The sequence below is a fragment of the Rhizobacter sp. genome (assembly GCF_032229685.1).
Taxonomy (GTDB): Bacteria; Pseudomonadota; Gammaproteobacteria; order Burkholderiales; family Burkholderiaceae_C; genus LMDS01.
In genome coordinates this window covers 126,317-150,872 of the sequence record NZ_JAVTWP010000041.1, presented here as the reverse complement: position 1 = coordinate 150,872, position 24,556 = coordinate 126,317, and the positions used below count along the sequence as shown (strand labels likewise).

Here is a 24,556-nt window from a genome sequence, read left to right as displayed (position 1 = left end):
CCGGAGTTCACTGATGCGCAAAACAACTCTTCTGCTCTCGCTGATGCTGGCGGGCTTTGCCGGCGCGGCTTCTGCCGCCGACAAGGTCACCGTGCAACTCAAGTGGCTGCCGCAAGCCCAGTTCGCCGGCTACTACGTGGCCGCCGCCAAGGGCTTCTACAAGGAAGCCGACCTCGACGTGACCATCAAACCCGGCGGCCCCGACATCGCGCCGGCCCAGGTGCTCGCCGCCAAGGGCGCCGACCTCACGGTCGACTGGATGCCCAGCGCCCTGGCCGCGCGCGAAGCCGGCGTGCCCATGGTCAACGTGGCACAGATCTTCAACCGCTCGGGGATGATGCTCACCTGCAAGAAGGCCAGCGGCGTCACCACCTCGAAAGACTTCAAGGGCAAGACGCTCGGTGTCTGGTTCGGTGGCAACGAGTACCCGTTCCTCAGCTGGATGGGCACGCTGGGCCTGAAGACCGGCGGCGCCACGCCCGACGTGAAGGTGCTCAAGCAGGGCTTCAACGTCGACCCGCTGCTGCAGAACCAGGCCGCCTGCATCTCGACCATGATCTACAACGAGTACTGGCAGGTGATCGACGCCGGCGTGAAGGCCACCGACCTCGTGACCTTCCCGTATGAAGACCAGGGCGTGGCCACGCTCGAAGACGGCCTGTACGCGCGCGAGCCCGACCTGAAAGACGCGGCCTACGTGGCCAAGCTCGCCAAGTTCGTCAAAGCCTCGATCAAGGGCTGGGAATACGCGATCAAGAACCAGGACGAAGCCGTGAAGATCGTACTCGCCGCCGACACCTCGGGCGGCTCGACTGCCGCGGTGCAGAAGCGCCAGCTCGAGAACGTGGCCAAGCTGATCACCACCTCGGGCACGCCGAAGATGGGCGTGCTCGACCCGGCCGCCTACCAGCGCACGGTGAAGGTGCTGCTGGCCGGCGGAAGCGACCCGGTGATCAAGAAAGACCCGGGCGCCGCGGCCTGGACGCATGCCGTGACCGACAAGGCCATGGCGAAGTAAGAACGCTCTTGTGACGAAGGGGCGGGCGCGCTGCGCTCGCCCCTTCTTCCATGAGACCGCGATGATCGAGAGACCAGCCCCCGCCGACTTCGCGCGCCGCGTGAGCGAGCGTGTGAGCGCCGCTGACGTGAGCGCTTTCGCGCGCGACGGCGCTGTCTGCATCCGCGGCCTGCTGAACGCCGAAGAACTCGCCCTGCTGCGTGCCGGCATCGAAACCAACCTCGCCGCACCGAGCCCGCGCGCCAAAGTGGCGAGCCGGCCCGACGACCCCGGCTTTTTCATCGAAGACTTCTGCAACTGGCAGGAGATTCCCGCCTACGAGCAGTTCATCTTCGGCTCGCCGCTCGCGCATCTGGCGCAGCGCCTGATGCAATCGCGAAGCGTGCGGCTCTACCACGACCACCTGCTCGTCAAGGAGCCCGGCACACGCCAGCGCACGCCCTGGCATCAGGACCAGCCCTACTACAACATCGACGGCACGCAGACCGTGAGCATGTGGATCCCGGTCGACCCGGTGCCACGCGAGTCCACGCTCGAATTCGTGGCCGCCTCGCACCTCGGCCCGTGGCTGATGCCGCGCACGTTCATGGACCACCAGGCGAAGTGGTTCCCCGAAGGCAGCCTGGCCGACCTGCCGGCGATCGACGCCGACCGCGCTGCGTTCCCGATCATCGGCTGGGCCGTCGAGCCCGGCGACATGGTGTGCTTTCACATGCTCGCGCTGCACGCCGCGGCAGGCATGCCCGGCGGCGGGCGCCGGCGCGTGTATTCGGTGCGCTTTCTCGGCGACGACGTGCGGCACGCGCCGCGCAGCTGGGTCACGTCGCCGCCCTTCCCCGGCCTGGCCGAAGTGCTGCCGGCTGGCGCCGAGATGGACCACCCGCTGTTCCCGAAATTGATTGCTTGAGATGCAGGCCGCGATGCTGCGTGCCCGCATCGAAACGCGGCTGCGCGCCTTCGAGCGCCACACGCGTGACGAGCCCGGCCTGCGCCACGCGGCCGTGGCGGTCGCTGTCACCGAAGAAGGCTTTGGCGCCGACCTGCACGGCCTGCCGCAGCCCGCAGCCTGTAGCGAACGCGCCGCCTTGATCCTGACGCGCCGCGCCGAGACGCTGCGCGACCACGCCGGCCAGTGGGCGCTGCCCGGCGGCCGCATCGACGCCGGTGAAACACCCGAAGACGCCGCGCTGCGCGAGCTGTTCGAAGAAGTGGCGCTCGTGCTCGAACCCGGCGCGGTGCTCGGCCGGCTCGACGACTACGTGACCCGCTCGGGCTACGTGATCACGCCGGTCGTCGTGTGGGCCGGCGCGGCCCGCGCGATGCAGCCGAACCCCGGCGAAGTGCAGAGCATCCACCGCATCCCGATCGACGAATTCCTGCGCGCCGATGCGCCGATTCTCGAACCCACCGCCGACCCCGCGCGCCCGGTGCTGAAGATGCCGGTGGCCGAGCACTGGATCGCCGCGCCCACGGCGGCCGTGATCTACCAGTTCCGCGAGGTCTGCATCCTCGACCGGCCGACGCGCGTGGCGCACTTCGACCAACCGGCCTTCGCCTGGAAGTAGCGGGCGAACTCAGGGCCGCTCGAAGCGGCCGCTCTTCTCTGAAGCGAACAGCGCCTCGATCACGCGCATGTTGGCGAGCGCATCGTCCAGGCCCGCGGCGTCGGGCGCCTCGGAGCGCACGGCGCGCGAGAACGATTCCATCTGCAGCTGGTACTGGTCGGCCACCGGCACGGTGACCGTTCGCGGCGGTGGCGCGCCCGCGCCGCCGATGCCGTGCACGTGGTAGCTCGTGGGCGCAGCTTCGGGTGCATTGAAGGGCACGTCGATCTCGAGCCGGCCCTTCGTGCCGACCAGCTGCAGGCGCTGGAAACGCGCCGCCTGCGTGCTGACGCTGAACGCGAGCTGCCGGCCGCGCCCGAAGTCGAGCAAGGCACTGGTGGTGCGGTCGGTGTGGAACTCGGGGTCGCGGTCGACGAGGGCGATCACCCGCTCCGGGCTGCACTCGAAAAACCAGCGCCCGGCGGTGATCGCGTAGCAGCCGATGTCGAAAGCCGCACCGCCGCCCGCTTCGGGCCGGTTGCGGATGTTGTGCGGGTCGTCGTTGAAGTAGCTGAACGGCACCTGCATGTAGCGCAGCTCGCCGATCGCGCCTTCACGCACCAGCGCGCGGGTCTCGGCCCACTGCGGGTGGTGGCGCACCATGAAGGCCTCGCGAATGTGCAGCAGCGTGGCGTAGGGCCGCAGCAGCACGAGGTCGGCGGCCTTGGTCGCCATGGGCTTCTCGCACAGCACGTGCTTGCCGGCCTTCAGCGCGGCCAGCGTCATCGGCACGTGCAGGTCGTTGGGCAAGGGGTTGTAGACGGCCTCGATGGCCGGGTCGGCCAGCATCGCTTCGTAGGTGCCGTAGGCTTTGGGGATGCCGAACTCGGTGGCCAGGGCCTGCGCACTCTTTTCATTGCGCGATGCGATGGCGCACAGCTCCATCAGCCCGCTCTTGCGCATCGCCGGAATGATTTTCTGGCGGCCGATCAGCGCGGTGGAAAGAATGCCCCAGCGGACAGGTGTCATGGCCGTGCTCCCCGATGTTCACGAGCCTCGTTTGTAGACCATCTACCGACCGCACGACAATGCGAACCCACGCCGATTCGCACCGAGCCCCATGAAACTCTCCCAGGTCCTCTATTCCCAAGGCTTCGGCGTGCGCCGCGAATGCGAAGGGCTGATCTTCGCCGGGCATGTGACGCTGGGTGGTGTGGTGTGCGACGACCCGTTCCACGAGGTCGAGCCCGAAGGGCTGGTGTTCGGGGTGCGCGGCGAGTTGTGGCCCTACCGCGTGAAGGCGCTCGTGCTGCTGAACAAACCCGCCGGCTACGAGTGTTCGCAGAAACCCAAGCACCACCCGAGCGTGATGAGCCTGCTGCCGCCGCCGCTGCGCGTGCGTGGCCTGCAGCCGGTGGGGCGGCTCGACGAAGACACGACCGGCCTGCTGCTGATGACCGACGACGGCGCATTGATCCACCGCCTCACGTCGCCGAAAAAACACGTGCCCAAGGTCTACGAGATCGAAGCGATCGAGCCGGTCACCGACAAGCAGATCGACGAGTTGCTGCGCGGCGTCGTACTGCACGACGACCCGCTGCCGGTGCGCGCCGCAGCGGCCGAGAAGACCGGCGAGCGCACGCTGCGCCTGACGCTGCTCGAAGGCAAGTACCACCAGGTCAAACGCATGCTCGCGGCCACCGGCAACACGGTGAGCCAGCTGCACCGCAGTTCGTACGGCGTGCTCACGTTGCCGGCCGATCTGGCGCCGGGCAAGTGGCGCTGGTTGAGCGGGCCCGAGGCGGTGCTCGGCGCGGGTTGAAACTCCGACTTCAATGCGCGCGGCTGCGCGGCTTGGTCGTCACACCCGGCGTGTGATACGCGACCTGCTCGGGCTGAAGATCGGCTTCGGTGGACGACAACAGCTCCCTGCGCATCATCACCGCCACCGACGCCGGGTTGACCTTGCCGTCGGGGTGCGCCGCCGCTTCGACCATCGCGCGGTAGATGGCGCTCGGCAGCACCATCGCGAGCTCCAGGCTCAGTTCATTGGCGAGTTCGTAGTCGTCGGGGGCGGAGTTCTTGTCGAGCGTGCCGGCGATCACGAGGTAACGCGCGACCTTTTCGGTCAGGTCGAGTTTTTCGCGGGCGGGAAAGTCTTTCATGGCGGGTCTCGTTGTCTTGAATCCGCCGAGGTTACAGGACGGCGGGCCTGTCGCTGCTGGCTGGCGCGTCAGGCCCGCTTCCTGAACATCGCCGAAGCACCGCTGGCGCGCGCGACCTCGTGCGCGGTGTCGAGCAAGGCCGGGCCGAGCGCCTGCATGCGCTCGTCGGTCAGGCGCACCAGCGGGCCGGCGATCGTGACCACGCCGATCGCTGCGCCGTTGCCGCTGCGCACCGGCGCCGCCATCGCCGTCATGGCCGGCGCGAAGACCTCGTTGATGGTGCTGAAGCCGTTCTTGCGCGCTGCGCGCAGGTGCGTGAGCAGTGCTTTCACCGTGGTCGGTGCCTTCGGGCCGAAGTTCGCGGGCTGGCCGAACCCTTGTCGGGCCACCCGCTGCAGTGCTTCTTCGTCGCTCATCGTCGACAGCCAGGCATGGCCGGCCGCGCTGCACGACAAGGTGACCGACAGACCCATGTCGGGGTCGTAGCGCAGGCCGCGCGTGGCGCCCTGCGCCTTGGCGACGAAGGTCAGCGCATCGCCGTCGACGACGGCCAGCCGAACCAGCTCACCTGCTTCGGCCGCCAGCCGGTCGAGCAGCGGCTGCGCCACGTCGACGATGCCACTGCTGCTCAGAAAGCTCAGGCCGAGCGACACGAGCTTGATCGTGAGCATGTAATCGCCGTGGCTCTGGTCCTGGCGCACATAACCGCAGCGCGCCAGCTCGGTCAGCAGGCGGTGCGTGGCGCTCAGCGGCAGCGCGAGCTCGGTGGCCAGCGCCGACAGCGCACGGCCCTCAGGGTGTGCGGCCAGGTGCTCCAGGAGTTTGAAGCTGCGTTCGAGTGTTCCGCTCATCGGGTCTTGTCAGGGTTCTTGTCGTCGGGTGTACGTGCACTGCACTGTAGAGCCGGGCACTTCGTGAGTTGATATGCTAAGTCGATTCCGTATTGGAAACATTTTCCACTCTTGTTATGATGCCGGTGACCGCTCGCGCAGCGCGGCGCCTGCCCGGCCCGGGCAGCTTCGATCCCATTCGCCAGGAGACAGCCTTGAAACCGATCTTTCGTTCGCTGGCCGCCGCCGGCCTCGCCTTCGCCTTCACCCTGCCCGCCGCGGCCCAGGGCACGCCCGAACGCATCATCCGCTTCGGCCACCTGAACAATGCCGACCACCCGGTGAGCTTCGGCGTGAAGCGGTTTTCAGAACTGCTGGCCACGAAGAGCGGCGGCAAGATGAAGGTGCAGGAGTACCCGGCCTCGACGCTCGGCAACGAAATGCAGCAGCAGTCGGCATTGCAGGGCGGCGTGCAGCAGATGTCGGCCCCGGCCACCACCTCGCTCGCCGGCATCGTGCGTGAATTCGGGCTGATCGACTTCCCGTTCTCGGTGGCCAGCTTCGCGCAGGCCGACGCCCTGCTCGACGGCCCGCTCGGCCAGGCGCTGATCGCCAAGCTGCCCGAGAAGGGTTTGATCGCGCTCGGCTACTGGGACCTCGGGTTTCGCAACGTCACCAACAGCAAGCGTCCGATCACCAAGGCCGAAGACCTTGACGGGCTGAAGATCCGCGTGATCCCGAACCCGGTCTTCCTCGACACCTTCAAGGCCTTCAAGGCCAACCCGGTGCCGATGCCTTTCACCGAGTTGTATTCCGCGCTCGAGACCAAGGCCGTCGACGGCCAGGAGAACCCGTTCGCAGTGATCCTGTCGAACAAGATGTTCGAGGTGCAGAAGTACGTGAGCGCCACCAACCACGTCTATGCCGCCAACATCGTGCTCGTGAGCAAGAAGTTCTGGGACACGCTCACGCCGGCCGAGCAGAAGATGATGCATGAAGCCGCCGACGAAGCGCGCGGCTATCAGCGCCAGGTGAGCCGCGCCGCGGCGCAGAAAGCGGTCGGCGAACTGCAGGCCAAGGGCATGTTGTTCAACGAGCTCGCGCCGGCCGAGCAGGCCCGCATGCGCGACATCGCCAAGCCGGTGACCGAGAAGTTCGCCGCGAGCTACGACCCGGCCACCGTCAAGCTCTACAACGACGAGCTGGCACGGGTGCGCAAGTGAACGGCCGCAGCATGAAGATCCTCGTGCTGCACGGCCCGAACCTGAACCTGTTCGGGCGCCGCGAGCCGCACATCTACGGCACGACCACGCTGGCGCAGATCAACGCGCGCCTGGAGGCGCTGGCGCTCGAACTCGGCGTGACGCTCGACGTGATGCAGTCGAACCACGAAGGCGCGTTGATCGACTTCCTGCACACGAACATCGACACCGCGCAGGGCGCGCTCGTCAACCCGGCGGGGCTCACACAGCACGGCGTGCCGCTGCACGACGCCATCAAGGCGATGCCGTTCCCGACGCTCGAAGTTCACATGTCGAACATCGCGGCGCGCGAGCCGTGGCGCGCGCACTCGATCATCTCGCCGGCGGTGCGCGGAACGATTCAGGGTCTCGGCCCGGTGTCTTACCTGGCCGCGCTGCGCGCGCTGGTCGAGATCGTGCGCGAAGGCTGAGTTCGGCCGCGCCTCAGCCGGCGAGCGCCTGCGCCGCCGGCTCGAGCGCGGCGAACACGCGGGCGGCGGCATACGCGTCGTTCGCGGCGTACAGCAGTTGTGACTCGTTGAGCTGGCGTGCAGCCCAGTTCGAGGTGCTGGCCTTGCCCGACTTGAGAAAACGCCGGTTGAACAGGATCGCGACCGCGCTCTTCACGCCGATGTCTTTTCGGTAGCCCATGCGGTGGAAGATGCTGTTGAGATCGACCATGCCGCGCACATCGACACCAAGCTTGCCCTGAATCCGCCGGCGGTCGTCGCCCAGGCCGAAACCGACCTTCAGCGCCGGGTGCGATTCGAGCAGCTGCGCCGTTCGCGCGCGGCATTCGGCGTCGTGCAGCTGGAACACCCAGGCCTTGTCGACGGTCGAGAGCTGCACGATGTGCGGCCCGTCCGACAGCTCGCCCTTGGCGAACGTCGGCTTCGATTCGGTGTCGAAACCAAACACCGCCACGCCGGCCATGTCGCGCAGCGCCCGTTCGGCCTGCGCGGCGGTGGCCACGAGCTCGATGCGCGGCAAGCCGAGGCGCTCGAAAGGTTCGAGCAGCGCGATCTCGGGTTTGCTAGGCGCGGGGGGCAAGGGGTTCATGCGGGCATCGGGCGTGGGCGGTCGGCGCGCGAGTGTAGGTCGCGCGCCAAAGACCGCAGGAGATACGTCGTGTTTCAGGGCGTAGACGGGCCGGCGGTACGCTCGCGGTTCGTTTCACCCAGGTTCATTCCCACAGCGCATGCTCGGCCGATCCAGACCCATTCCATTCAACCCCTATGGCCGACGCCGCTCGGGCTTTCGCCTGCCACGCTGGCTGGTGCTGCTGCTGATCGGTGTGGCGGCCGGCGTGGCCGGCGTCATCGTCGTTCAGGAGCGCTACCTGCCGCCCCGCCTGTCGGCTTCCGAGTCGGTCAAGCTCAGCTCGTCTTTCAACGAGGCTGACGCCGACCGGGCGCGCCTGAAGGCCGAACTGGCCGAGACCACGAAGCGGCTCGACGCCACCCGCACCGAGCGCCAGACGCTCACCGACGAACTGGCGGCGAGCCGCGCCACCACCACACAGCTGCGTGACGACGTGAGCTCGGTCGTGGCGTCGCTGCCACCCGACCCGCGCGGCGGCAGCGTCGAAGTGCGTGCCGGGCGCTTCAGCGTGAAGGCCGGCCAGCTCGCCTACGACGTGGTGCTCACGCGCGAGCGCGCCACCGGCAAGCCGATACCAGGCGTGCTGCAACTGGTCGTGGCCGGCCCCGGTGCGCGCGGTGCCGACACCTCGGCGCCGCTGAAACCCGTGGTGCTGTCGCTCGGCAGCCAGGCGGTGCTGCGAGGCAGCCTGCCGCTGCCCGAAGGGCTGCGGCCGCGCCAAGCCACGGTCCAGGTGCTTGACCGCGTCGGCGGCAAGCTGCTGGGCATGCGCGTCCTGCTCGTTCCCTGAGCCCGGCCGGCGCCGCCACAGACACGCGGGTTTTCCCGCGTTTCGGGCCGGTCGTGCCCGCGGCCCGACAGCCGCCAGCCGACCGTTCGGTCGCGGAACGATTGCTCCCAAACGGGACAGAGTTGCACAGGGCAAACAGCGGGTTGTAGCGCCGACCCAAAGTCCGAAAAATCCTTTCTGTCATCGCTGAAGCGCATGCCAGAAAGGCTTGGATGAGTCCGGACCTCACGTCGATCTTCACCGCGCGCCGGCAGGCTTCGGGCGCGGCGCCGATCGAACCCCTGTGGTTCGAGTGGCTCGCGCTGGCCGGCATGTTCGTGTTCGCGGCCTGGCTGCTCGGTGCGCGCGGCGTCTGGGCGCTGCTGCTCAATTCCGACCCGACCGGCATCACGTTCGTGATCATCATCGTGTTCACCGTCGGCACCCTCTGGAGCGGCATGCGGGCGCGAGAGCTCACGCGGGAGCGCGGCGCCGCCGAAGCGCGCCAGCCCGGCTGGGCCACGAGCTACTGGGCCGCGCTGGGCGCCGCACCACGCGACGAGTCGGCGCCGCTCGACCTGCTGCTCGAGCGCACCCACGGCCCGCATGCCACGGCCTGGTGGGTCAACGCGATCCAGCTCAAGCTCGGGCTGCTCGGCAAGGTGATCGGCTTTTCGATCCTGGCGCTGCAGATCGGGCAGATCCAGAACTTCGACCCGGCCCAGGCGCAGGAGCTGCTGAAGAGCCTGACCACCGGCCTGGGCGTGGCGCTGCTGACCACGATGGTCGGGCTGGTGGGCAACATCCTGCTCGGGGTGCAGCTCACGCGGCTCGACCGTTACGCCGACGAGCTGGTGGCAGTGGCGCAGCAGCACGGGCTGTCGATCCGCCCACGCGGCGAAGGGTGACGCCGATGCGCTCGCGCCGTGTGGCCCGTGAACCGGAAGTCGATCCGTTCTACGACATGTTGTTCAACATGCTGATCGCTTTCGTGTTCTGTTTCATCGTGGCGCTGCTGGCGATGAACCCGACCAAGTCGAAGGCCGGCGACGTGCCGGCCAAGGCCGAGTACATCCTCACGCTGTCGTGGCCCGACCTCGACCCGAACGACATCGACACCTGGGTGCGCAACCCGGCCGGCGAGGTGGTGTGGTTCCGCAACCGCGAAGCCGGGCTGATGTACCTCGACCGTGACGACCGCGGCGAATCGAACAGCTCGATCATCGTGAACGGCAAACGCGTGGTGAGCCCGTTCCGGCAAGAGGTGGTCACGATTCGCGGCATCGTGCCGGGCGAGTACGTCGTCAACGCGCACTACTACGAATCGAAAGAGGTCGACACCAGCAACCCGAAGTCGGGGCAGCCGGTCGACGTGACGCTCTCGGTCGTGAAGGTCAACCCGCGCGCCGAGGTGGTCTTCAACGGCCAGCACCGGCTCGCCAAGCGCGGCGACGAAGCGACGCTGGTGCGTTTTTCGGTCAGCGCCGACGGCAGCGTCGGCGCCATCAACACCTTGCCGGCGAAGCTGGTGGAGCGGCTGTGAACCATGGGCTTGGCACTTGTTCTCTCGTTTGCGGCGCTGGTGCTGCTGGTGCTGCTCGCGCTGCTCTTTTCGCGCTGGCCGGGCTGGATGAAAGGCGTGCTGGTGCTGGCCGTGACCGCGCTGTACTTCTACGGCAACGACGCGGTGCACCAGATCTGGGGCGTGCCGAGCGCCGATGCGCTGCCCGAGCGTTTCATCATGCTGGCCGCGGCGGTCGACGAGCCGAACGGCAAGAACCCGGGCTCGATCTTCATGTGGGTGAGCGTGCCGCGCGAAGGGCTGAACAACAAGCTCGAACCGCGCGCCTACCGCGTGCCGTACACGAAAGAACTGCACTCGCAGATCGACCAGGGCGTGCGCAAGGGCCGCGACGGCATCAGCCAGATGGGCACGGCCGAGGCCAAGGCCGGCAACGCGCGGGGCTCCGGCTGGCTCAAGCCCGGCAACGACGAGCAGGAGATCAAGATCCGCGACCTGCCCTCGCCCCAGTTGCCGGAGAAGTGATGCGCAGCGCCGCCCTCTTCACCCCGGTGATGCTGCTGCTGGCGGCCTGCGGAAGCTCGCCCGGCGACGACGCGCTGTTCCCGCTGGCCGAAGGAAAGAAGTGGACGTATCGCGTCTCGACGGTGATCGACGACGCCGAGGCCACCCAGCGCGAAACCCTGGTGCTCGCCAACCGCGGCAGCGACACGATCGACGGCGCGCCCTCGTGGCGCCGCCGCAGCGACGCCGGCATCGACTACTGGCTGCGCAGCGATGCCACCGGCATCTACCGCATCGCCAGCCGCAACCCGCTCGAACGCGAGCCGCAACTCGACAACCCGCGCCGCTACGTGCTGCAAAAGCCCTATGCCGTGGGCACCGAATGGGAGGCGCCGACCACCGCCTATGTGCTGGCGCGCAAGAACGAGGTGCCGCGCGAAGTGCGCTACATCCACAAGGCGTTTCCGATGCACTACCGGATCGAGGCGCTGGCCGAAAAGGTGAAGACCCCGGCCGGTGAATTCGAAGGCTGCCTGCGCGTGGCCGGGCGGGCCGAGATCCGCCTCTACGTCGACGCGATGTTCCAGTGGCGCCAGATCCCGCTCGCCACGCTCGAGTGGTATTGCCCGGGCGTGGGGCTCGTCAAGCTCGAACGCAAGGAACCTTCACCCACGAAATTCATGGTCGGCGGCACCGTGACGATGGAGCTCACGTCATGGCAGTAGCCGCACGACTCACGCAACTCAGAGAACTCGCAAGAGCCCCGCCGCGGTCGGCCCGTACCGCAACCTGTTCCCAAAACCAGAGGAGACAACACTCATGAAACGAATTTTCACTCCCCTAGCACTCGGGCTGACGCTCGGCCTCGCGGCCACCGCGCAGGCCCAGAACTGGCCGGTCTACGGCGGCGACGCCGGCAACACGCGCTTCAGCGCGTCGAAGCAGATCAACACCTCGAACGTGAGCAAGCTCAACGTCGAGTGGGCGCTGCAACTCGGTTCGCTGCGCTCGCAGGAATCGACGCCGATCCTGGTCGGCGACACGCTCTACGTCACCTCGTCGTTCGGCCCGAAGAACACCTTCGCGGTCAACGCCAAGACCGGTGAAGTGAAGTGGACCTACCAGCCTGAAGTGCCCAAGGGCATCGACCAGTACGCGTGTTGCGACGTCAACAACCGTGGCGTGGCCTACAACGACGGCAAGATTTTCCTCGGCCGCCTCGACGCCAACGTGGTCGCGCTCGACGCCAAGACCGGCAAGGAAATCTGGAAGACGCCGATCATCGACTACACCGGCGGCTCGGTGATCACCTCGCCGCCCACGCTGGTGAAGAACCTCGTGATCACCGGCTACGGCGGTGGCGAGTACGGCGTGCGCGGCTCGATCGTCGCGCTCGACCAGGCCACCGGCAAGGAGGTCTGGCGCACCTACACCGTGCCCATGGGCAACGAGCCCGGCGCCGACACCTGGAAGGGCGATTCGGGCAAGAACGGTGGCGGCGTGGCCTGGCACATCGGCTCCTACGACCCGAAGCTGAACCTTGTCTACTACGGCACCAGCAACCCCTCGCCCTGGTCGGCCTCGGTGCGTGGCAACGACAGCTCCGACATCGGCAAGTTCAGCAACCTGTACACCGCGTCGATCCTCGCGCTCAATGCCGACACCGGCAAGATCACGTGGCACTACCAGACCACGCCGCACGACGCGTGGGACTACGACGGCGTGAACGAGCTCGTGTTCGCCGACCTGCCGTTCGACGGCAAGAAGGTGCCGGTGCTGATGCAGGCCAACCGCAACGGCTTCTTCTACGTGATCGACCGCGCCAACGGCAAGCTGCTGTCGGCCAAGCAGTACGTGGACGGCGTGAACTGGGCCACCGGCATCGACATGAAGACCGGTGCGCCCATCGAGGCCGCAGGCAACGCCAAGCGCCCCGGCATGAAGCGCAAGGCCAGCAACATCTGCCCGAACCTGATCGGCGCCAAGAACTGGATGCCGATGAGCTACGACCCGCAGACCGGCCTGGTCTACATCCCGACCATGAACCTGTGCATGGACCTCGAAGGCATCGAAGCCGACTACAAGCGCGGCGCGTTCTACCTGGGCGTGAACTTCGACCTCGGCAAGATGGGCCCCGGGGGCCACGGTGGTGGCGTGAAGGCCTGGGACCCGGTGAAGCAGAAGGAGGTCTGGTTCAACAAGGACGAGCTGCCCTTCAACGGCGCCATGATGAGCACGGCCGGCGGCCTGGTGTTCCACGGCGACATCAAGGGCTGGTTCAAGGCGCTCGACGCCAAGACCGGCAAGGTGCTGTGGAAGTTCAACGCCGGCTCGGGCATCACCGCAGCGCCCATGACCTACACGCTCGACGGCAAGCAGTACGTCGCCGTGGTGTCGGGCCGCACGCTGTCGATCCCCGCGTTCTTCGGCGCGCTGGGCGAGAAGATGGTGGCGGCCAGCCCCGAGGGTGGCACGCTGTACGTGTTCTCGATCAAGTGATCTCAGGAGTGAACTGACATGACGATCCGCGGCAACATGAAGGCCCTGGCCTTCGCCGCGGCTCTTGCTGCCGGTGCCTTCGTGGCACCGGTGGCAAGTGCCGACCCCTTGCGTGTGTGCGCCGACCCGGACAACCTGCCGTTCAGCAAGTCCGAAGGCCCCGAGCGCGGCATGTACGTCGAACTCGCCGAACTGGTGGGCAAGCAGCTCAACCAGCCGGTGGAATACACCTGGTACTACACCCAGATGCAGCGCCGTGCGCTGCGCAACACGATATTGCAAGACGCCTGCGACGCGGTGTTCGCGCTGCCCGCTGGCCCTGATTACAAGGCGCGTGGTCTGCGCAAGACCCAGGCCTTCATCGAGGTCGGCTACGCCATCGTCGCCGCACCGGGTTTCAACTTCAGGAGCCTCGACGATCTGAAGAGCCAGCGCCTCGCCGTGCAGTACGGCAGCACGCCACAGATCTTTCTCTCCACGCTCGACGGCTTCAAGACCACCACCTACCGCAGCGCCGAAGAAGCGCTGACCGGGCTCGCCAAGGGCGAAGTCGACGCGGCCTTTCTCTGGGGCCCGGTGGCGGGTTACGAGAACAAGAAGCGCTGGGACAACCGCTGGCGTGTCACGCCGGTGTCTGGCCACGACCTTTCGGGTGCCGTGGCCGTGGCCGTGCGCAACACCAAGGAAGCGCTGGCCGCCGACATCGACCGCGCACTCGCGGCCCTGAAGCCGCAGATCGCGGAACTGGCCGACAAGTACGGCTTTCCGCGCCAGACGCCGGTGAACCTGGCGGTGGCGCGCGCCTACCCGCCCACCACCGTGGTGCGCGTTCCCGCCTCGCTGTGGGCGACCGTGAGCGAAACCACCACGCCGGCCAAGAAGCCCAACGCCAAGGCAGCGCCGAAAGCGGCGGCGGCAGCACCCGTGGTGGCAGCCCCGGTGGCGGCAGCACCGGTGCTCTCCGAAGCAGCGCAGGCTGGCCGGGTGCAGTTCAACGACCGCTGCTCGCATTGCCACGGCTCCGACGGCTACAGCCCGGTGCGCGAGCGAGACGTGCGCTTCCTGAAGATGCGCTACAGCGAGAAATGGCAAGACACCGCCATGACGACGATGAAGAACGGCCGGCCCGACGCCGGCATGCCGGCCTGGAAAGACATCCTGAAAGAGTCCGACGTGCAGCAGATCGTCAGCTTCCTCGTGACGATCCAGAAGTAGCCGACCGGCGCCCACGATGCCAGCTTCATCGCGCCGGATCGCACGGGCAGGCGCGCGCCGCGTGTTCGCGTTGCGCCGATGACGCGGGCCGGCCCGCGCCGTTGCCACACCGCCGGCGCGCTGCTGCTCGCGTGGCTGCTGCTGTGCGGGCTGCCGCTGCAGAGCTTCGCCGGCACCCTGACCCGTGCCGGCCTCGAGGCGCTGTTCCCGGCACCGCTGATGGTGGGCGACAAGAGCCCGGCGCTGGCGGCCTGGCCGATCTTCCGGCGCGAGGCCGCGGGGCCGCAGCTCGTGGGGCACGTGTTCGAGACGGTCGACCTCGAGCCGACCGCGGGTTACGGCGGCAAGCCGATCAACCTGCTGGTGGCGATCGATGCGCAGGGCAACTTTCTCGACGTGCGGCTGCTCGCCCAGCGGGAACCGATCTTCCAGAGCGAGAAGGGCAACGCACAGCTCTCGGCCTTCGCGGCGCAGTACAAGGGCCTGTCGGTGCGCCACGACGTGCAGGTCGGCAGCGCCAGGGGCACGCCGCTGCGCACCGAGAGCCGCGCCATCGTCAACGGCGTGACCGCCGGCACCGTCACGGCGCTGGCGATCGACCGCAGCATCATGCAGTCGGCCAGCCGCGTCGCGCTGGCGCGGCTCGACGACCCGAAAGCCACACTCACGGCCTCGGCCACGGGCAAGGCGCCTGCCGGCGCGCGTTTCGTGTCGAGCGGCTGGAACGAACTCTCCCAGGCCGGCCTGGTGCGGCACATCGAGCGCAGCAACCGCGAGCTCGAGAGCGGCTTCGCAGGCACCGCGGGCGCCGGCCGCGACGCGGTGGCGATGCTGCAGCCGCAGGGCTTGGCCATCGACATCTGGTTCGGTCTGGCCAGCCTGCCGCAGGTCGGCCGCAACCTGCTCGACACGGGCACCTGGGAACGGGTGCAAGCGCAGCGCGACAGCGGTGAACTCGTCTTCGTGATCTACGAGAGCGGCCGCCTTGCGCTCGGCGGCGCCGCGCTGGTGGCGGTGTTGCACCAGGGAGAGCGCCGCATCGAACTGCGCCCGCTCGACGGGCCGCCCGCCGGCCTGCGGCTCGCGCCACCGCGCAGCGCAGGTGCCGGCGGAGGCCAGGCGTCGGCGCGGCTGTGGCGCAGCGTCGGCGCGCAGCCGCTCGACCCCGGGCAGACGCTCGCCCTCGAACTGCAGGTGCGGCGCGACAGTGGCGGCGCGGCGCCGCAGCGCGCACAAGTCGCGTTCATACAGGCCTACGGACTCGCCGAGTTGAAAGCCTGGCTGCCCGAGACGCCGCCGGGCGTGTGGGCCTCGCTGAAACCGTCGCTCGCGCAGCGTGCCGCCGAGCTCGTGGTGCTGGTGCTCGGCCTGGCACTGCTTGCGGTGCTGCTGCTGCGCCAGCGCTGGGTGGCGGCGAGCACCCGTCGGCTGCGCCGCGTGCGCGTGGCCTACCTCGTGTTCACGCTGGTGTTCATCGGCTGGGTGGCGCAAGGCCAGCTGACGATCGTGACGCTCACTTCGCTGATCGAAGCCACGGTCGCCGGTCAGGGCCTGGCCTTCCTGCTGGCCGACCCCGTCACGGTGCTGCTCTGGGCCTTCGTGCTCGTGACGCTGGTGGTCTGGGGCCGCGGCAGCTTCTGCGGCTGGTTGTGCCCGTTCGGTGCGCTGCAGGAGTTGCTGAGCCTGGCCACACAGCGCCTGGGCATCAGGCCGGTGCGCCTGCGGCGCCGGCTCGACGCGGGCCTGAAGTGGGTGAAGTACGGTGTGCTCGCGGTGCTCGTCGGCGGCGCCGGCATGGCCGCGGCCTGGACCGAAAGCGCGGTCGAAATCGAACCCTTCAAGACCGCCATCAGTCTCGGCTTCGACCGGGCCTGGCCGTTCGTGGCCTGGGCGCTTGCCTGCACGGTGCTGAGCGTGTTCGTGTTCCGCGGCTACTGCCGTTATGTGTGCCCGCTGGGCGCGGCGCTGGCCTTGGTCGGGCGGGTGCGGCTGTTCGCGTGGATTCCGCGCCGCAAGGAATGTGGCACGCCGTGCCAGAGCTGCCGCCACCATTGCCACTACGAGGCCATCGCACCGTCCGGCACCGTGGACTACACCGAGTGTTTCCAGTGCCTCGACTGCGTCGAGATCCACGACGACGCACAGCGTTGTCTGCCGCTCGTGCTCGAACGCAAGCAGACGGCCGCGCGCCACATTCCGATCCTGCCGCTGGGGCCGACATGAACCACCCACGCCACGAAGCCGGAGCGCCCGGCACCCGCCGCCAGTGGCTGCGCACCTCGCTCGGCCTGGGCGCCGCGCTGGCCGGCCTGGCGGCGGCGCAGGGGCAGGCCTCGGCCGCGCCGCTGGTCTGGCGCGACCGCGCGTTGCTCGGGTTCGGCAGCACGCTGTGGCTGCGGGCGGCGCACCGCGACGCGGGCACGGTCGAACGGGCGCTCGACGCAGCGGTGGCGGCGATCCGCCATGTCGAGTCGCAGATGAGCCTGTTCGACCCGACCAGCGCCGTCTCGCGACTGAACCGCGACGGCGAGCTGCACGAGCCCGACGCCGACCTGCTGCGCGTGCTGCAGCTTTCGCGGCAGGTCGCTGCGCGCAGCGCCGGCGCTTTCGACATCACGGTGCAGCCGCTGTGGCAGGCCTGGGCAGCGGCGAGCCGGCTCGGGCGCCAGCCGACACCGCACGAACTGGCGGCCGCGCGGGCCCTGGTCGGCTGGCGCGGCGTGCAGGCCAGCGCCGCGCGCGTGCGGCTGAACCGGCCGGGCATGGCGATCACGCTGAACGGCATCGCCCAGGGTTACGCCGCCGACCTGGCGCGCGAGCGGCTGGCGGCGCACGGCATCGAACACGCGCTGCTCGACACCGGCGAGTGGGCGCCACTCGGCAGCGCGCCCGGCGATCGGCCCTGGACGCTGGCCGTCGCCGACCCGCGCGGTCGCGCCGGCGCGGCGCCGCCGTTGGCGGCGTTCCAGGCCGGCGGCCGAAGCGTGGCCACCTCGTCAGACGCCCACACCGCCTTCACCGCCGACCTGCGCCACCACCACGTCTTCGACCCGCGCCTTGGCGAATCGCCGTCGCGCCTGGCCGCGGTGACCGTGGCCGCACGCTCGTGCGCGCTCGCCGACGCGCTGACCAAGGTGATGTTCATGGGCGGCATCGGCGATGCACTGGCGCTGGCCCGGCTTTGGGGTGTCGACGTGCTGGCCGTCGACAAGGCCGGCCGCTGGCAGGCGAGCCCCGGGCTGAGCCTCGAAGGGCCAACCTGACGGCGGCAGAAACGCGCAGATGCAATCGGACGCGGCGGCCCGATTGCAACAGAACCACGGCCGCGCCACACTCGACCCCATAACGACGACGGAGACAGTACTTGGACCAGAGACTGCAGCCCAGCCGCCTGCCGGCACACCTGTTCTTCTCGACACCGCAGCAACGCATGGCGCTCGCCCGCCAGCGCTTCTTCGAAGAAGGCACGCGGCCGTCGGGGCTGGTCAGTGACCTGGTGATCCAGTCGTGGTCGCGCTGCGTGCAGGCGCACCGCGACCCCGGTGAGGCGATCGCCTTCAACCCGGTGACGACCAGCCGCGTGCACTCTGCGCTGGCGCGCAGCCGCCAGTTGCTCGAAGCCGCGGCCACCGATCTGAACCAGCTCGAAACGACCCTCGCCGGCACCACGTGCTCGGCGATCCTGACCGACCCGCACGGCGTGGTCGTGCACGCCACGCGCTCGTCGGTGAACCACGAAGAAGTGCTGATGCCGCTGGCGCGCCGCGTCGGCGTGAACCTGGCCGAAGCCCAGACCGGCACGGCGGCGCCGGGTGTGTCCACACAAACCGGCCAGGCCTGCCTGGTGCTCGGCGGCGAGCATTTCTTCGACACACTGCAATCGATGTACTGCGCGGCCGCGCCGATCCACGACGTGCACGGCCGGCTGGCCGCCGTGCTCGACCTGTCGAGCGAAGGCAGGCCCTTCGGCTTCGACGCCGCGGCGGTGGTGTCGATGTACGCCACCACGATCGAGAACCAGCTGCTGCGCGCGCAGTCGGGCGACCACATCGTCGTGCAGCTGCAAACCACCGCCTCGATGTTCGGCACGCCGATGGAAGGCCTGGCCGGTCTGGCCGCCGACGGCAGCATCGCCTGGACCAACAACGTCGGTGCGCGCCTGATCGGTGTGGCCCAGGCCGACCGGGGGCAGAGTGCCGAGGCGGCCTTCGGCCTCGACCTGAACGCGATGTTGCGGCTCACGCGCATGCCCTGCCCGAGCCTGCACCGCCTGCCGAACGGCCTGAACGTGTGGCTCTCGGCCCACCTGCAATCGCGCGACGGCGCCACCCGCCTCTACAAGGTGCCCGAAGCGCCGGTGCCGGCACCGGTGCCGAGCCCCGCGGCCGTGGCGCCCGTGGCGGCAGCCGCTGCACCGGCCGCCGCGGAGCCGGCCGCCACGTTCGCCATCGCCCCTGACACTGCCGGCACGCTGCGCGACAACGACCGCCAGCTGATCCACCAGACCTTGCAGGCCTGCGACGGCAACGTCTCGCGCGCCGCACGCAAGCTCGGGGTGTCGCGCGGCCTGGTGTACCGGCACCTGAAGCAGGCGGCAGCGTCCTGACGAGGGCGGGCGCCGCAGCGGCGCAACCGATAATGCCGCGCATGCAAGTGTTTCGCGGTTTCCACCACCCCGGCATCGCGCCCGCCTGCGCCCTCACGATCGGCAACTTCGACGGCGTGCACCGCGGCCACCAGGCCATGCTCGCGCTGCTGCGCTCGGAGGCCCAGCATCGCCACCTGCCCTCGTGCGTGATGACCTTCGAGCCGCACCCGCGCGACTACTTCGCGCAGCTGGCCGGCAAGCCCGAGCTGGCGCCAGCGCGCATCGCCACGCTGCGCGACAAGCTGAGCGAGCTCGAACGCTGCGGTGTCGACCAGGTGGTGGTGCTGCGCTTCGACCGCTCGTTCGCCGCGCAGACCCCGCAGGCCTTCATCGACGACGTGCTGGTGCGTGGCCTGGGCACACGCTACGTGCTGGTCGGCGACGACTTTCGCTTCGGCGCCAAACGGGCTGGTGACTACGCCATGCTCGACGCGGCCGGGCCGGCCGCCGGCTTCGACGTGGCGCGCATGAACAGCTACGAGGTGCGCGGCCTGCGTGTGTCGAGCTCGGCGGTGCGCGAAGCGCTGGCCGCCGGCGACATGGAGCGTGCCGCCACCCTGCTCGGCCGCCCCTACAGCATCAGCGGCCACGTGATCCACGGCAAGAAACTCGGGCGCATCCTGGGTGAAAGCGCGGCCGGCCGCAGCGACGGCTTTCGCACGCTGAACCTGCGCTTTGACCACCCCAAGCCGGCCGCGCTCGGCATCTACGCCGTGCGCACCCACGGCCTGGCCGACACGCCGCTCGACGGCGTGGCGAGCCTTGGCAAACGCCCCACCGTGGACGACAGCGGCCGGGTTCTGCTCGAGGTCTATTGCCTCGACTGGCCGGCCACGCTGGGCGCCGAGGGGGGCTACGGTAAACTCGTGCGCGTGGAACTGCTGCACAAACTTCGCGACGAAGCCCGCTACGAGGGGCTGCCGGCGCTCACCGCTGCGATCGCCAAGGACACCGACGACGCGCGCGCCTTCCTGGCCGCCCACGCCGCGCAACACCGCCAGACCAGCCGCGACCGAATTATTTGACGGGCTCGTTTCGAGCCTGATCCGCCACCGAGGGCCTCGCACGCGCGCGGCTTCATCCCTCTTGCCGGCCCGTCGGCGAACGCACGAACGGGCCCACCGGGTTTCACCATGTCCACCGACACCAAGACCGACTACCGAGCCACGCTGAACCTGCCCGACACGCCCTTCCCGATGCGCGGCGACCTGCCCAAGCGCGAGCCGGGCTGGGTCAAGGCATGGGGCGACGAAGGCATCTACAAACAGCTGCGCGACGCACGCCACGGCCGCCCGCTGTTCGTGCTGCACGACGGCCCGCCCTATGCCAACGGCACGCTGCACGTGGGCCACGCGGCCAACAAGATCCTGAAAGACATGATCGTCAAGGCGCGCCAGCTGGCCGGCTTCGACGCGCGCTACACGCCCGGCTGGGACTGCCACGGCCTGCCGATCGAGAACCAGATCGAGAAGACCTTCGGCCGCAACCTCACACGCGCCGAAGTGCAGGCCAAGAGCCGTGCTTACGCCACCGAGCAGATCGCCCAGCAGATGGCCGACTTCAAGCGGGTGGGCGTGCTCGGCGACTGGGAGCACCCGTACCGCACGATGGACTTCGGCAACGAGGCCAACGAGATCCGCGCGCTGAAGAAAATCATCGAGCGGGGCTTCGTGTACCGCGGCCTCAAGCCCGTGTACTGGTGCTTCGACTGCGGTTCGTCGCTCGCCGAGTTCGAGATCGAATACGCCGACAAGAAGTCGCAGACGGTCGACGTGGGCTTCCTGGCCGCCGAGCCGGCCAAGCTGGCCGCGGCGTTCGGCTTGCCGTCGCTCGCCAAGGACGCTTTCATCGTCATCTGGACCACGACCGCGTGGACGATCCCCGCGAACCAGGCGCTCAACGTGGGGCCCGAGATCGAGTATTCGCTGGTCGACACCGAGCGCGGCCTTCTCGTGCTGGCCAGCGCGCTGGTCGAGAAATGCCTCGAACGCTACGGCCTGCAGGGCACGGTGCTCGCCACCACGAAGGGCACGGCGCTGGGCGGCCTGAACTTCCACCACCCGCTGGCCCATGTGGACCCGGGTTACGACCGCCTGTCGCCGGTGTACGTGGCCGACTACGCCACCGCCGAAGACGGCACCGGCATCGTGCACTCGTCGCCGGCCTACGGCATCGAAGACTTCAACTCCTGCCGCGCGAACGGGCTGGCCGTGGAAGACATCCTGAACCCGGTGCAGGGCAACGGCAGCTACGAAGCCTCGCTGCCGCTCTTCGGTGGCCAGAACATCTGGAAGGCCGCGCCGCTGGTGGCCGACGCGTTGAAGAGCGCGGGCCGGCTGTTCGCCACCTCGACACTCGTGCACAGCTACCCGCACTGCTGGCGCCACAAGACGCCGGTGATCTACCGGGCCGCGGCGCAATGGTTCGTGCGCATGGACGAAGGCGCGGGGGTGTTCGCGGTCAACCCGCCAGCGCAGACACTGCGCCAGATCGCGCTCGCCGCGATCGAGGAAACCAGCTTCTACCCAGAGAACGGCAAGGCGCGCCTGCACGACATGATCGCCAACCGGCCCGACTGGTGCATCAGCCGCCAGCGCAACTGGGGCGTGCCGCTGCCGTTCTTCCTGCACAAGGACAGCGGCGAGCTGCACCCCGACACCATGGCCCTGATCGATCGCGCCGCAGCCATCGTCGAACAAGGCGGCGTGGAAGCGTGGTCGAAGCTGACGGCCGAAGACGTGCTCGGTGCCGAAGCGGCGCAGTACACCAAGAGCAACGACATCCTCGACGTGTGGTTCGACTCCGGCTCCACCTTCTTCCACGTGCTGCGCCACAGCCACCCTGGCGTGACGACCGAGAACGGCCCCGAGGCCGACCTCTACCTCGAAGGCCACGACCAGCACCGCGGCTGGTTCCACTCGTCGCTGCTGATCGCGTGTGCGATGGAAGGCCGCGCGCCCTACCGCGGCCTGCTCACGCACGGCTTCACCGTCGACGGCTCGGGCCGCAAGATGAGCAAGAGCCTGGGCAACTTCATCTCGCTGCAGGACTCGACCCAGAAGCTCGGCGCAGAAATCATCCGCCTGTGGTGCGCAGCCACCGACTATTCCGGCGACCTGGGCATCGACGACAAGATCCTCGCGCGCGTGGTCGACGCCTACCGGCGCATCCGCAACACGCTGCGCTTTCTGCTGGCGAACACGAGCGATTTCGACGCGGCGAAAGACGCGGTGCCACTCGCGCAGATGCTCGAGATCGACCGCTGGGCGCTCGCCCGCACGGCGGCGTTCCAGGCCGAGGTGCTGGCGCATTACAAGGTCTATGAGTTCCACCCGGTGGTCGCCAAGCTGCAGGTCTTCTGCAGCGAAGACCTGGGCGCGTTCTACCTCGACGTGCTGAAAGACCGGCTCTACACCACCGCACCGGGCAGCCTTGCGCGGCGCTCGGCGCAGACGGCGCTGTGGCACATCACGAACGCGATGCTGCGCTGGATGGCGCCGTTCCTGAGCTTCACCGCCGAAGAGGCGTGGAAGGTGTTCGCGCCCGGAAAGTCGGCGTCGATCTTCATCGAGACGTACAGCGATGTGAGTGGCTGGAGCGACGACGCGCTGCTGGCCAAGTGGAGCCGTATCCGCGAGATCCGCGACCTGGCGAACAAGCAGATCGAGGCCGTGCGCAGCGCCGGCCAAGTGGGCTCTTCGCTGCAGGCGAACCTCGTGATCGCGTGCAACGAAGCCGACCACACCTTGCTGGCTTCCCTCGGCGACGACCTGAAGTTCGTGACCATCACGTCGCAGGTGCAACTGGCCAACGCCGCCGAGCTCGGGGTGACGGTCACGCCGTCAACGGCCACGAAGTGCGAGCGCTGCTGGCACTACCGCAGCGACGTGGGCACCGACCCGGCCCACCCGACGATCTGCGGCCGCTGCACCAGCAACCTCTACGGCGCCGGCGAAACGCGCAAGGTGGCCTGAACCATGGCATCGAAGAATTCAGGCGCTTCGCTCTGGCCCTGGCTCGGCATCGCCGCGCTCATCATCCTCGTCGACCAGTTCACCAAGACCTTGATCGTCGGCGCCTTCCAGCTCGGCGACAGCCACACCGTCACCTCGTTCTTCAACATCGTGCGGGCCCACAACACCGGCGCGGCGTTCTCGTTCCTCGCCGGTGCGGGCGGTTGGCAGCGCTGGTTCTTCATCGGCCTGGGCATCGCTGCCGCGCTGTTCATCGTGTGGATGCTGCGCAGCCACGCCGGCCAACGCTTGTTCAGCTGGGCGCTGGCGCTGATTCTGGGTGGCGCGCTCGGCAACGTGGTCGACCGCTTCATTCACGGCTACGTGGTCGACTTTCTGCAGTTCCACTACGCCGGCTGGGCCTTCCCGTCGTTCAACGTGGCCGACAGCGCCATCACGATCGGCGCCGCCTGCCTGATCCTCGACGAACTTCGGCGCGTGCGGCGCTCGCGCTGAGCTCTCGCGGGCTCAGGGAATGAGCACGCTGCAGCCGGTGGTCTTGCGCGCTTCGAGATCGCGGTGCGCCTGGGCCACGTCGGCCAGCGCATAACGCTGGTCGATGCGGATCTTCACCTGGCCGCTGGCCACCACCGCGAACAGGTCGTCGGCCATCGCCTGCGTCGATTCGCGGGTGGCGATGTGGGTGAACAAGGTAGCTCGCGTCACGTAGAGCGAACCCTTGGCGCCCAGAATGCCGGGCGCGAACGGCGGCACTACGCCCGAGGCGTTGCCGAAGCTCGCCATCAGGCCGAAGGGGCGCAGGCAGTCGAGCGACTTCTCGAAGGTGTCTTTGCCCACCGAGTCGTAAACCACCTTCACGCCCTTGCCGCCGGTGATCTCTTTCACCCGCGCGGTGAAGTCTTCTTTCGCATAGTTGATCGTGAAGGCCGCGCCGTGCTCGCGCGCCAGCGCGCACTTTTCGTCGGAGCCTGCGGTGCCGATCAGCTGCAGGCCGAGCGCGCGCGCCCACTGGCAGGCGATCAGGCCGACACCGCCGGCCGCGGCGTGGAAGAGCACGAAGTCGCCGCGCTGCAGGCCCTCTTGCGGCAAGGTCTTCTTCAGCAGGTATTGCGCCGTCAGGCCCTTCAGCATCATCGCCGCGCCGGTCTCGAAAGAGATCGCGTCGGGCAGCTTCACCACGCACTTGGCCGGCATCACGCGCAGGGTGCTGTAGCTGCCGGGCGGGTTGCTGGCGTAGGCGGCACGGTCACCGGCCTTCAGGTGATCGACGCCCTCGCCCACCGCTTCGACGACGCCGGCGCCTTCCATGCCCAGCGAAAGCGGCATGGGCAACTGGTACACGCCGGAGCGCTGGTACACGTCGATGAAGTTCAGGCCACACGCGTGGTGGCGGATGCGGATCTCGCCCGGGCCGGGCTCGCCGACTTGCAGGTCGACGAGGCGCATGTTCTCTACGCCACCGTGCTGGTCGACGCGAATGGTGGGGCTGGTTTGTGTGCTGGGCATGCCGGTCTCCGTGGCGCTCT

Annotated in this window: 24 protein-coding genes; 19 read left to right on the top strand and 5 right to left on the bottom strand. The window is 68.5% G+C overall.

Translation table 11 applies throughout. From position 1 onward, the window contains the following. Nucleotides 1–13 precede the first annotated feature (13 nt). The 3 genes from AC30PD_RS21340 (at nt 14) to AC30PD_RS21330 (ending at nt 2,583) form a co-directional block, all read left to right on the top strand. Nucleotides 14–1,018: an ABC transporter substrate-binding protein gene (locus AC30PD_RS21340; protein WP_489537707.1), complete on the top strand. Its 1,005-nt coding sequence runs from the start codon at nt 14–16 to the stop codon at nt 1,016–1,018. A 61-nt stretch (nt 1,019–1,079) separates the two neighbouring features. After that, a complete protein-coding gene (locus AC30PD_RS21335) occupies nt 1,080–1,925 on the top strand; it encodes a phytanoyl-CoA dioxygenase family protein (protein WP_489537706.1) in 846 nt (281 codons plus the stop codon). A 1-nt stretch (nt 1,926) separates the two neighbouring features. Further along, nucleotides 1,927–2,583 (top strand): NUDIX hydrolase, encoded by a 657-nt coding sequence (locus AC30PD_RS21330; RefSeq protein WP_489537705.1) that lies wholly within the window; start codon nt 1,927–1,929, stop codon nt 2,581–2,583. 9 nt (nt 2,584–2,592) lie between these two features. On the opposite strand, the gene AC30PD_RS21325 is transcribed toward AC30PD_RS21330, so the two are convergent. Beyond that, nucleotides 2,593–3,591 carry a Gfo/Idh/MocA family protein gene (locus tag AC30PD_RS21325; RefSeq protein WP_489537704.1) on the bottom strand — a complete coding sequence of 333 codons (999 nt, stop codon included), beginning with the start codon at nt 3,589–3,591 and terminating at the stop codon, nt 2,593–2,595. A 91-nt stretch (nt 3,592–3,682) separates the two neighbouring features. Between AC30PD_RS21325 and AC30PD_RS21320 the strand changes: the two genes are divergently transcribed. Then, nucleotides 3,683–4,384: a pseudouridine synthase gene (locus AC30PD_RS21320; RefSeq protein WP_489537703.1), complete on the top strand. Its 702-nt coding sequence runs from the start codon at nt 3,683–3,685 to the stop codon at nt 4,382–4,384. A gap of 10 nt (nt 4,385–4,394) precedes the next feature. On the opposite strand, the gene AC30PD_RS21315 is transcribed toward AC30PD_RS21320, so the two are convergent. Both AC30PD_RS21315 and AC30PD_RS21310 read right to left on the bottom strand, forming a co-directional pair. Next, entirely contained in the window at nt 4,395–4,727 is a 333-nt protein-coding gene (locus tag AC30PD_RS21315; protein ID WP_489537702.1) for a hypothetical protein, read from the bottom strand. A gap of 68 nt (nt 4,728–4,795) precedes the next feature. Beyond that, nucleotides 4,796–5,578, bottom strand: coding sequence for an IclR family transcriptional regulator (locus AC30PD_RS21310; RefSeq protein WP_489537701.1), 783 nt, complete (start codon nt 5,576–5,578; stop codon nt 4,796–4,798). A 194-nt stretch (nt 5,579–5,772) separates the two neighbouring features. On the opposite strand from AC30PD_RS21310, the gene AC30PD_RS21305 reads away from it, so the two are divergent. After that, nucleotides 5,773–6,780, top strand: coding sequence for a TRAP transporter substrate-binding protein (locus tag AC30PD_RS21305; RefSeq protein WP_489537700.1), 1,008 nt, complete (start codon nt 5,773–5,775; stop codon nt 6,778–6,780). Nucleotides 6,781–6,791: 11 nt separating this feature from the next. After that, complete coding sequence (locus tag AC30PD_RS21300) at nt 6,792–7,229, top strand: type II 3-dehydroquinate dehydratase (RefSeq protein ID WP_489537699.1); 438 nt, start codon at nt 6,792–6,794, stop codon at nt 7,227–7,229. Nucleotides 7,230–7,242: 13 nt separating this feature from the next. On the opposite strand, the gene AC30PD_RS21295 is transcribed toward AC30PD_RS21300, so the two are convergent. Beyond that, nucleotides 7,243–7,857 carry a 3'-5' exonuclease gene (locus AC30PD_RS21295; protein ID WP_489537698.1) on the bottom strand — a complete coding sequence of 205 codons (615 nt, stop codon included), beginning with the start codon at nt 7,855–7,857 and terminating at the stop codon, nt 7,243–7,245. A gap of 139 nt (nt 7,858–7,996) precedes the next feature. On the opposite strand from AC30PD_RS21295, the gene AC30PD_RS21290 reads away from it, so the two are divergent. From AC30PD_RS21290 to lspA, 13 genes are all read left to right on the top strand, one after another. Then, complete coding sequence (locus AC30PD_RS21290) at nt 7,997–8,689, top strand: hypothetical protein (protein ID WP_489537697.1); 693 nt, start codon at nt 7,997–7,999, stop codon at nt 8,687–8,689. Nucleotides 8,690–8,901: 212 nt separating this feature from the next. After that, on the top strand, nt 8,902–9,576 hold the full coding sequence (locus AC30PD_RS21285; protein ID WP_489537696.1) for a hypothetical protein: 675 nt from the start codon (nt 8,902–8,904) through the stop codon (nt 9,574–9,576). A 5-nt stretch (nt 9,577–9,581) separates the two neighbouring features. Continuing rightward, entirely contained in the window at nt 9,582–10,211 is a 630-nt protein-coding gene (locus AC30PD_RS21280) for a hypothetical protein (protein WP_489537695.1), read from the top strand. 3 nt (nt 10,212–10,214) lie between these two features. Continuing rightward, on the top strand, nt 10,215–10,715 hold the full coding sequence (locus AC30PD_RS21275; RefSeq protein ID WP_489537694.1) for a hypothetical protein: 501 nt from the start codon (nt 10,215–10,217) through the stop codon (nt 10,713–10,715). After that, entirely contained in the window at nt 10,715–11,419 is a 705-nt protein-coding gene (locus AC30PD_RS21270; protein ID WP_489537693.1) for a hypothetical protein, read from the top strand. The genes AC30PD_RS21275 and AC30PD_RS21270 overlap by 1 nt, the downstream gene beginning before the upstream one ends. Before the next feature lie 94 nt (nt 11,420–11,513). Next, complete coding sequence (locus AC30PD_RS21265) at nt 11,514–13,193, top strand: PQQ-dependent dehydrogenase, methanol/ethanol family (RefSeq protein ID WP_489537692.1); 1,680 nt, start codon at nt 11,514–11,516, stop codon at nt 13,191–13,193. 18 nt (nt 13,194–13,211) lie between these two features. Next, a complete protein-coding gene (locus AC30PD_RS21260) occupies nt 13,212–14,408 on the top strand; it encodes a c-type cytochrome (protein WP_489537691.1) in 1,197 nt (398 codons plus the stop codon). A 78-nt stretch (nt 14,409–14,486) separates the two neighbouring features. Beyond that, complete coding sequence (locus AC30PD_RS21255; protein ID WP_489537690.1) at nt 14,487–16,631, top strand: 4Fe-4S binding protein; 2,145 nt, start codon at nt 14,487–14,489, stop codon at nt 16,629–16,631. Continuing rightward, complete coding sequence (locus AC30PD_RS21250) at nt 16,628–17,671, top strand: FAD:protein FMN transferase (RefSeq protein ID WP_489537689.1); 1,044 nt, start codon at nt 16,628–16,630, stop codon at nt 17,669–17,671. Before AC30PD_RS21255 ends, AC30PD_RS21250 begins: the two co-directional genes overlap by 4 nt. Nucleotides 17,672–17,772: 101 nt before the next feature. Beyond that, nucleotides 17,773–19,014 carry a helix-turn-helix domain-containing protein gene (locus tag AC30PD_RS21245; protein WP_489537688.1) on the top strand — a complete coding sequence of 414 codons (1,242 nt, stop codon included), beginning with the start codon at nt 17,773–17,775 and terminating at the stop codon, nt 19,012–19,014. A gap of 41 nt (nt 19,015–19,055) precedes the next feature. Next, entirely contained in the window at nt 19,056–20,081 is a 1,026-nt protein-coding gene (locus AC30PD_RS21240; protein ID WP_489537687.1) for a bifunctional riboflavin kinase/FAD synthetase, read from the top strand. A gap of 108 nt (nt 20,082–20,189) precedes the next feature. After that, the gene (ileS, locus tag AC30PD_RS21235; RefSeq protein WP_489537686.1) at nt 20,190–23,030 is read left to right on the top strand and encodes an isoleucine--tRNA ligase; all 2,841 of its coding nucleotides are present in this window, start codon (nt 20,190–20,192) and stop codon (nt 23,028–23,030) included. A gap of 3 nt (nt 23,031–23,033) precedes the next feature. Then, the gene (lspA, locus tag AC30PD_RS21230; RefSeq protein WP_489537685.1) at nt 23,034–23,525 is read left to right on the top strand and encodes a signal peptidase II; all 492 of its coding nucleotides are present in this window, start codon (nt 23,034–23,036) and stop codon (nt 23,523–23,525) included. Between the two features lie 12 nt (nt 23,526–23,537). Here lspA and AC30PD_RS21225 read toward each other — a convergent pair whose 3' ends face one another. Further along, entirely contained in the window at nt 23,538–24,536 is a 999-nt protein-coding gene (locus AC30PD_RS21225) for a quinone oxidoreductase family protein (protein ID WP_489537684.1), read from the bottom strand. Nucleotides 24,537–24,556: the final 20 nt, after the last annotated feature.

What these genes read in the sequence shown, in the direction of transcription:
- AC30PD_RS21280 (WP_489537695.1), top strand. Translation starts at nt 9,582, where the DNA reads ATGCGCTCGCGCCGTGTGGCCCGTGAACCGGAAGTCGATCCGTTCTAC.
- AC30PD_RS21225 (WP_489537684.1), bottom strand. Translation starts at nt 24,536, where the DNA reads ATGCCCAGCACACAAACCAGCCCCACCATTCGCGTCGACCAGCACGGT.
- AC30PD_RS21300 (WP_489537699.1), top strand. Translation starts at nt 6,792, where the DNA reads ATGAAGATCCTCGTGCTGCACGGCCCGAACCTGAACCTGTTCGGGCGC.
- lspA (WP_489537685.1), top strand. Translation starts at nt 23,034, where the DNA reads ATGGCATCGAAGAATTCAGGCGCTTCGCTCTGGCCCTGGCTCGGCATC.
- AC30PD_RS21290 (WP_489537697.1), top strand. Translation starts at nt 7,997, where the DNA reads ATGCTCGGCCGATCCAGACCCATTCCATTCAACCCCTATGGCCGACGC.
- AC30PD_RS21240 (WP_489537687.1), top strand. Translation starts at nt 19,056, where the DNA reads ATGCAAGTGTTTCGCGGTTTCCACCACCCCGGCATCGCGCCCGCCTGC.
- AC30PD_RS21315 (WP_489537702.1), bottom strand. Translation starts at nt 4,727, where the DNA reads ATGAAAGACTTTCCCGCCCGCGAAAAACTCGACCTGACCGAAAAGGTC.
- AC30PD_RS21285 (WP_489537696.1), top strand. Translation starts at nt 8,902, where the DNA reads ATGAGTCCGGACCTCACGTCGATCTTCACCGCGCGCCGGCAGGCTTCG.
- AC30PD_RS21310 (WP_489537701.1), bottom strand. Translation starts at nt 5,578, where the DNA reads ATGAGCGGAACACTCGAACGCAGCTTCAAACTCCTGGAGCACCTGGCC.
- AC30PD_RS21270 (WP_489537693.1), top strand. Translation starts at nt 10,715, where the DNA reads ATGCGCAGCGCCGCCCTCTTCACCCCGGTGATGCTGCTGCTGGCGGCC.
- AC30PD_RS21265 (WP_489537692.1), top strand. Translation starts at nt 11,514, where the DNA reads ATGAAACGAATTTTCACTCCCCTAGCACTCGGGCTGACGCTCGGCCTC.
- AC30PD_RS21295 (WP_489537698.1), bottom strand. Translation starts at nt 7,857, where the DNA reads ATGAACCCCTTGCCCCCCGCGCCTAGCAAACCCGAGATCGCGCTGCTC.
- ileS (WP_489537686.1), top strand. Translation starts at nt 20,190, where the DNA reads ATGTCCACCGACACCAAGACCGACTACCGAGCCACGCTGAACCTGCCC.
- AC30PD_RS21325 (WP_489537704.1), bottom strand. Translation starts at nt 3,591, where the DNA reads ATGACACCTGTCCGCTGGGGCATTCTTTCCACCGCGCTGATCGGCCGC.
- AC30PD_RS21255 (WP_489537690.1), top strand. Translation starts at nt 14,487, where the DNA reads ATGACGCGGGCCGGCCCGCGCCGTTGCCACACCGCCGGCGCGCTGCTG.
- AC30PD_RS21335 (WP_489537706.1), top strand. Translation starts at nt 1,080, where the DNA reads ATGATCGAGAGACCAGCCCCCGCCGACTTCGCGCGCCGCGTGAGCGAG.
- AC30PD_RS21320 (WP_489537703.1), top strand. Translation starts at nt 3,683, where the DNA reads ATGAAACTCTCCCAGGTCCTCTATTCCCAAGGCTTCGGCGTGCGCCGC.
- AC30PD_RS21330 (WP_489537705.1), top strand. Translation starts at nt 1,927, where the DNA reads ATGCAGGCCGCGATGCTGCGTGCCCGCATCGAAACGCGGCTGCGCGCC.
- AC30PD_RS21340 (WP_489537707.1), top strand. Translation starts at nt 14, where the DNA reads ATGCGCAAAACAACTCTTCTGCTCTCGCTGATGCTGGCGGGCTTTGCC.
- AC30PD_RS21260 (WP_489537691.1), top strand. Translation starts at nt 13,212, where the DNA reads ATGACGATCCGCGGCAACATGAAGGCCCTGGCCTTCGCCGCGGCTCTT.
- AC30PD_RS21250 (WP_489537689.1), top strand. Translation starts at nt 16,628, where the DNA reads ATGAACCACCCACGCCACGAAGCCGGAGCGCCCGGCACCCGCCGCCAG.
- AC30PD_RS21275 (WP_489537694.1), top strand. Translation starts at nt 10,215, where the DNA reads ATGGGCTTGGCACTTGTTCTCTCGTTTGCGGCGCTGGTGCTGCTGGTG.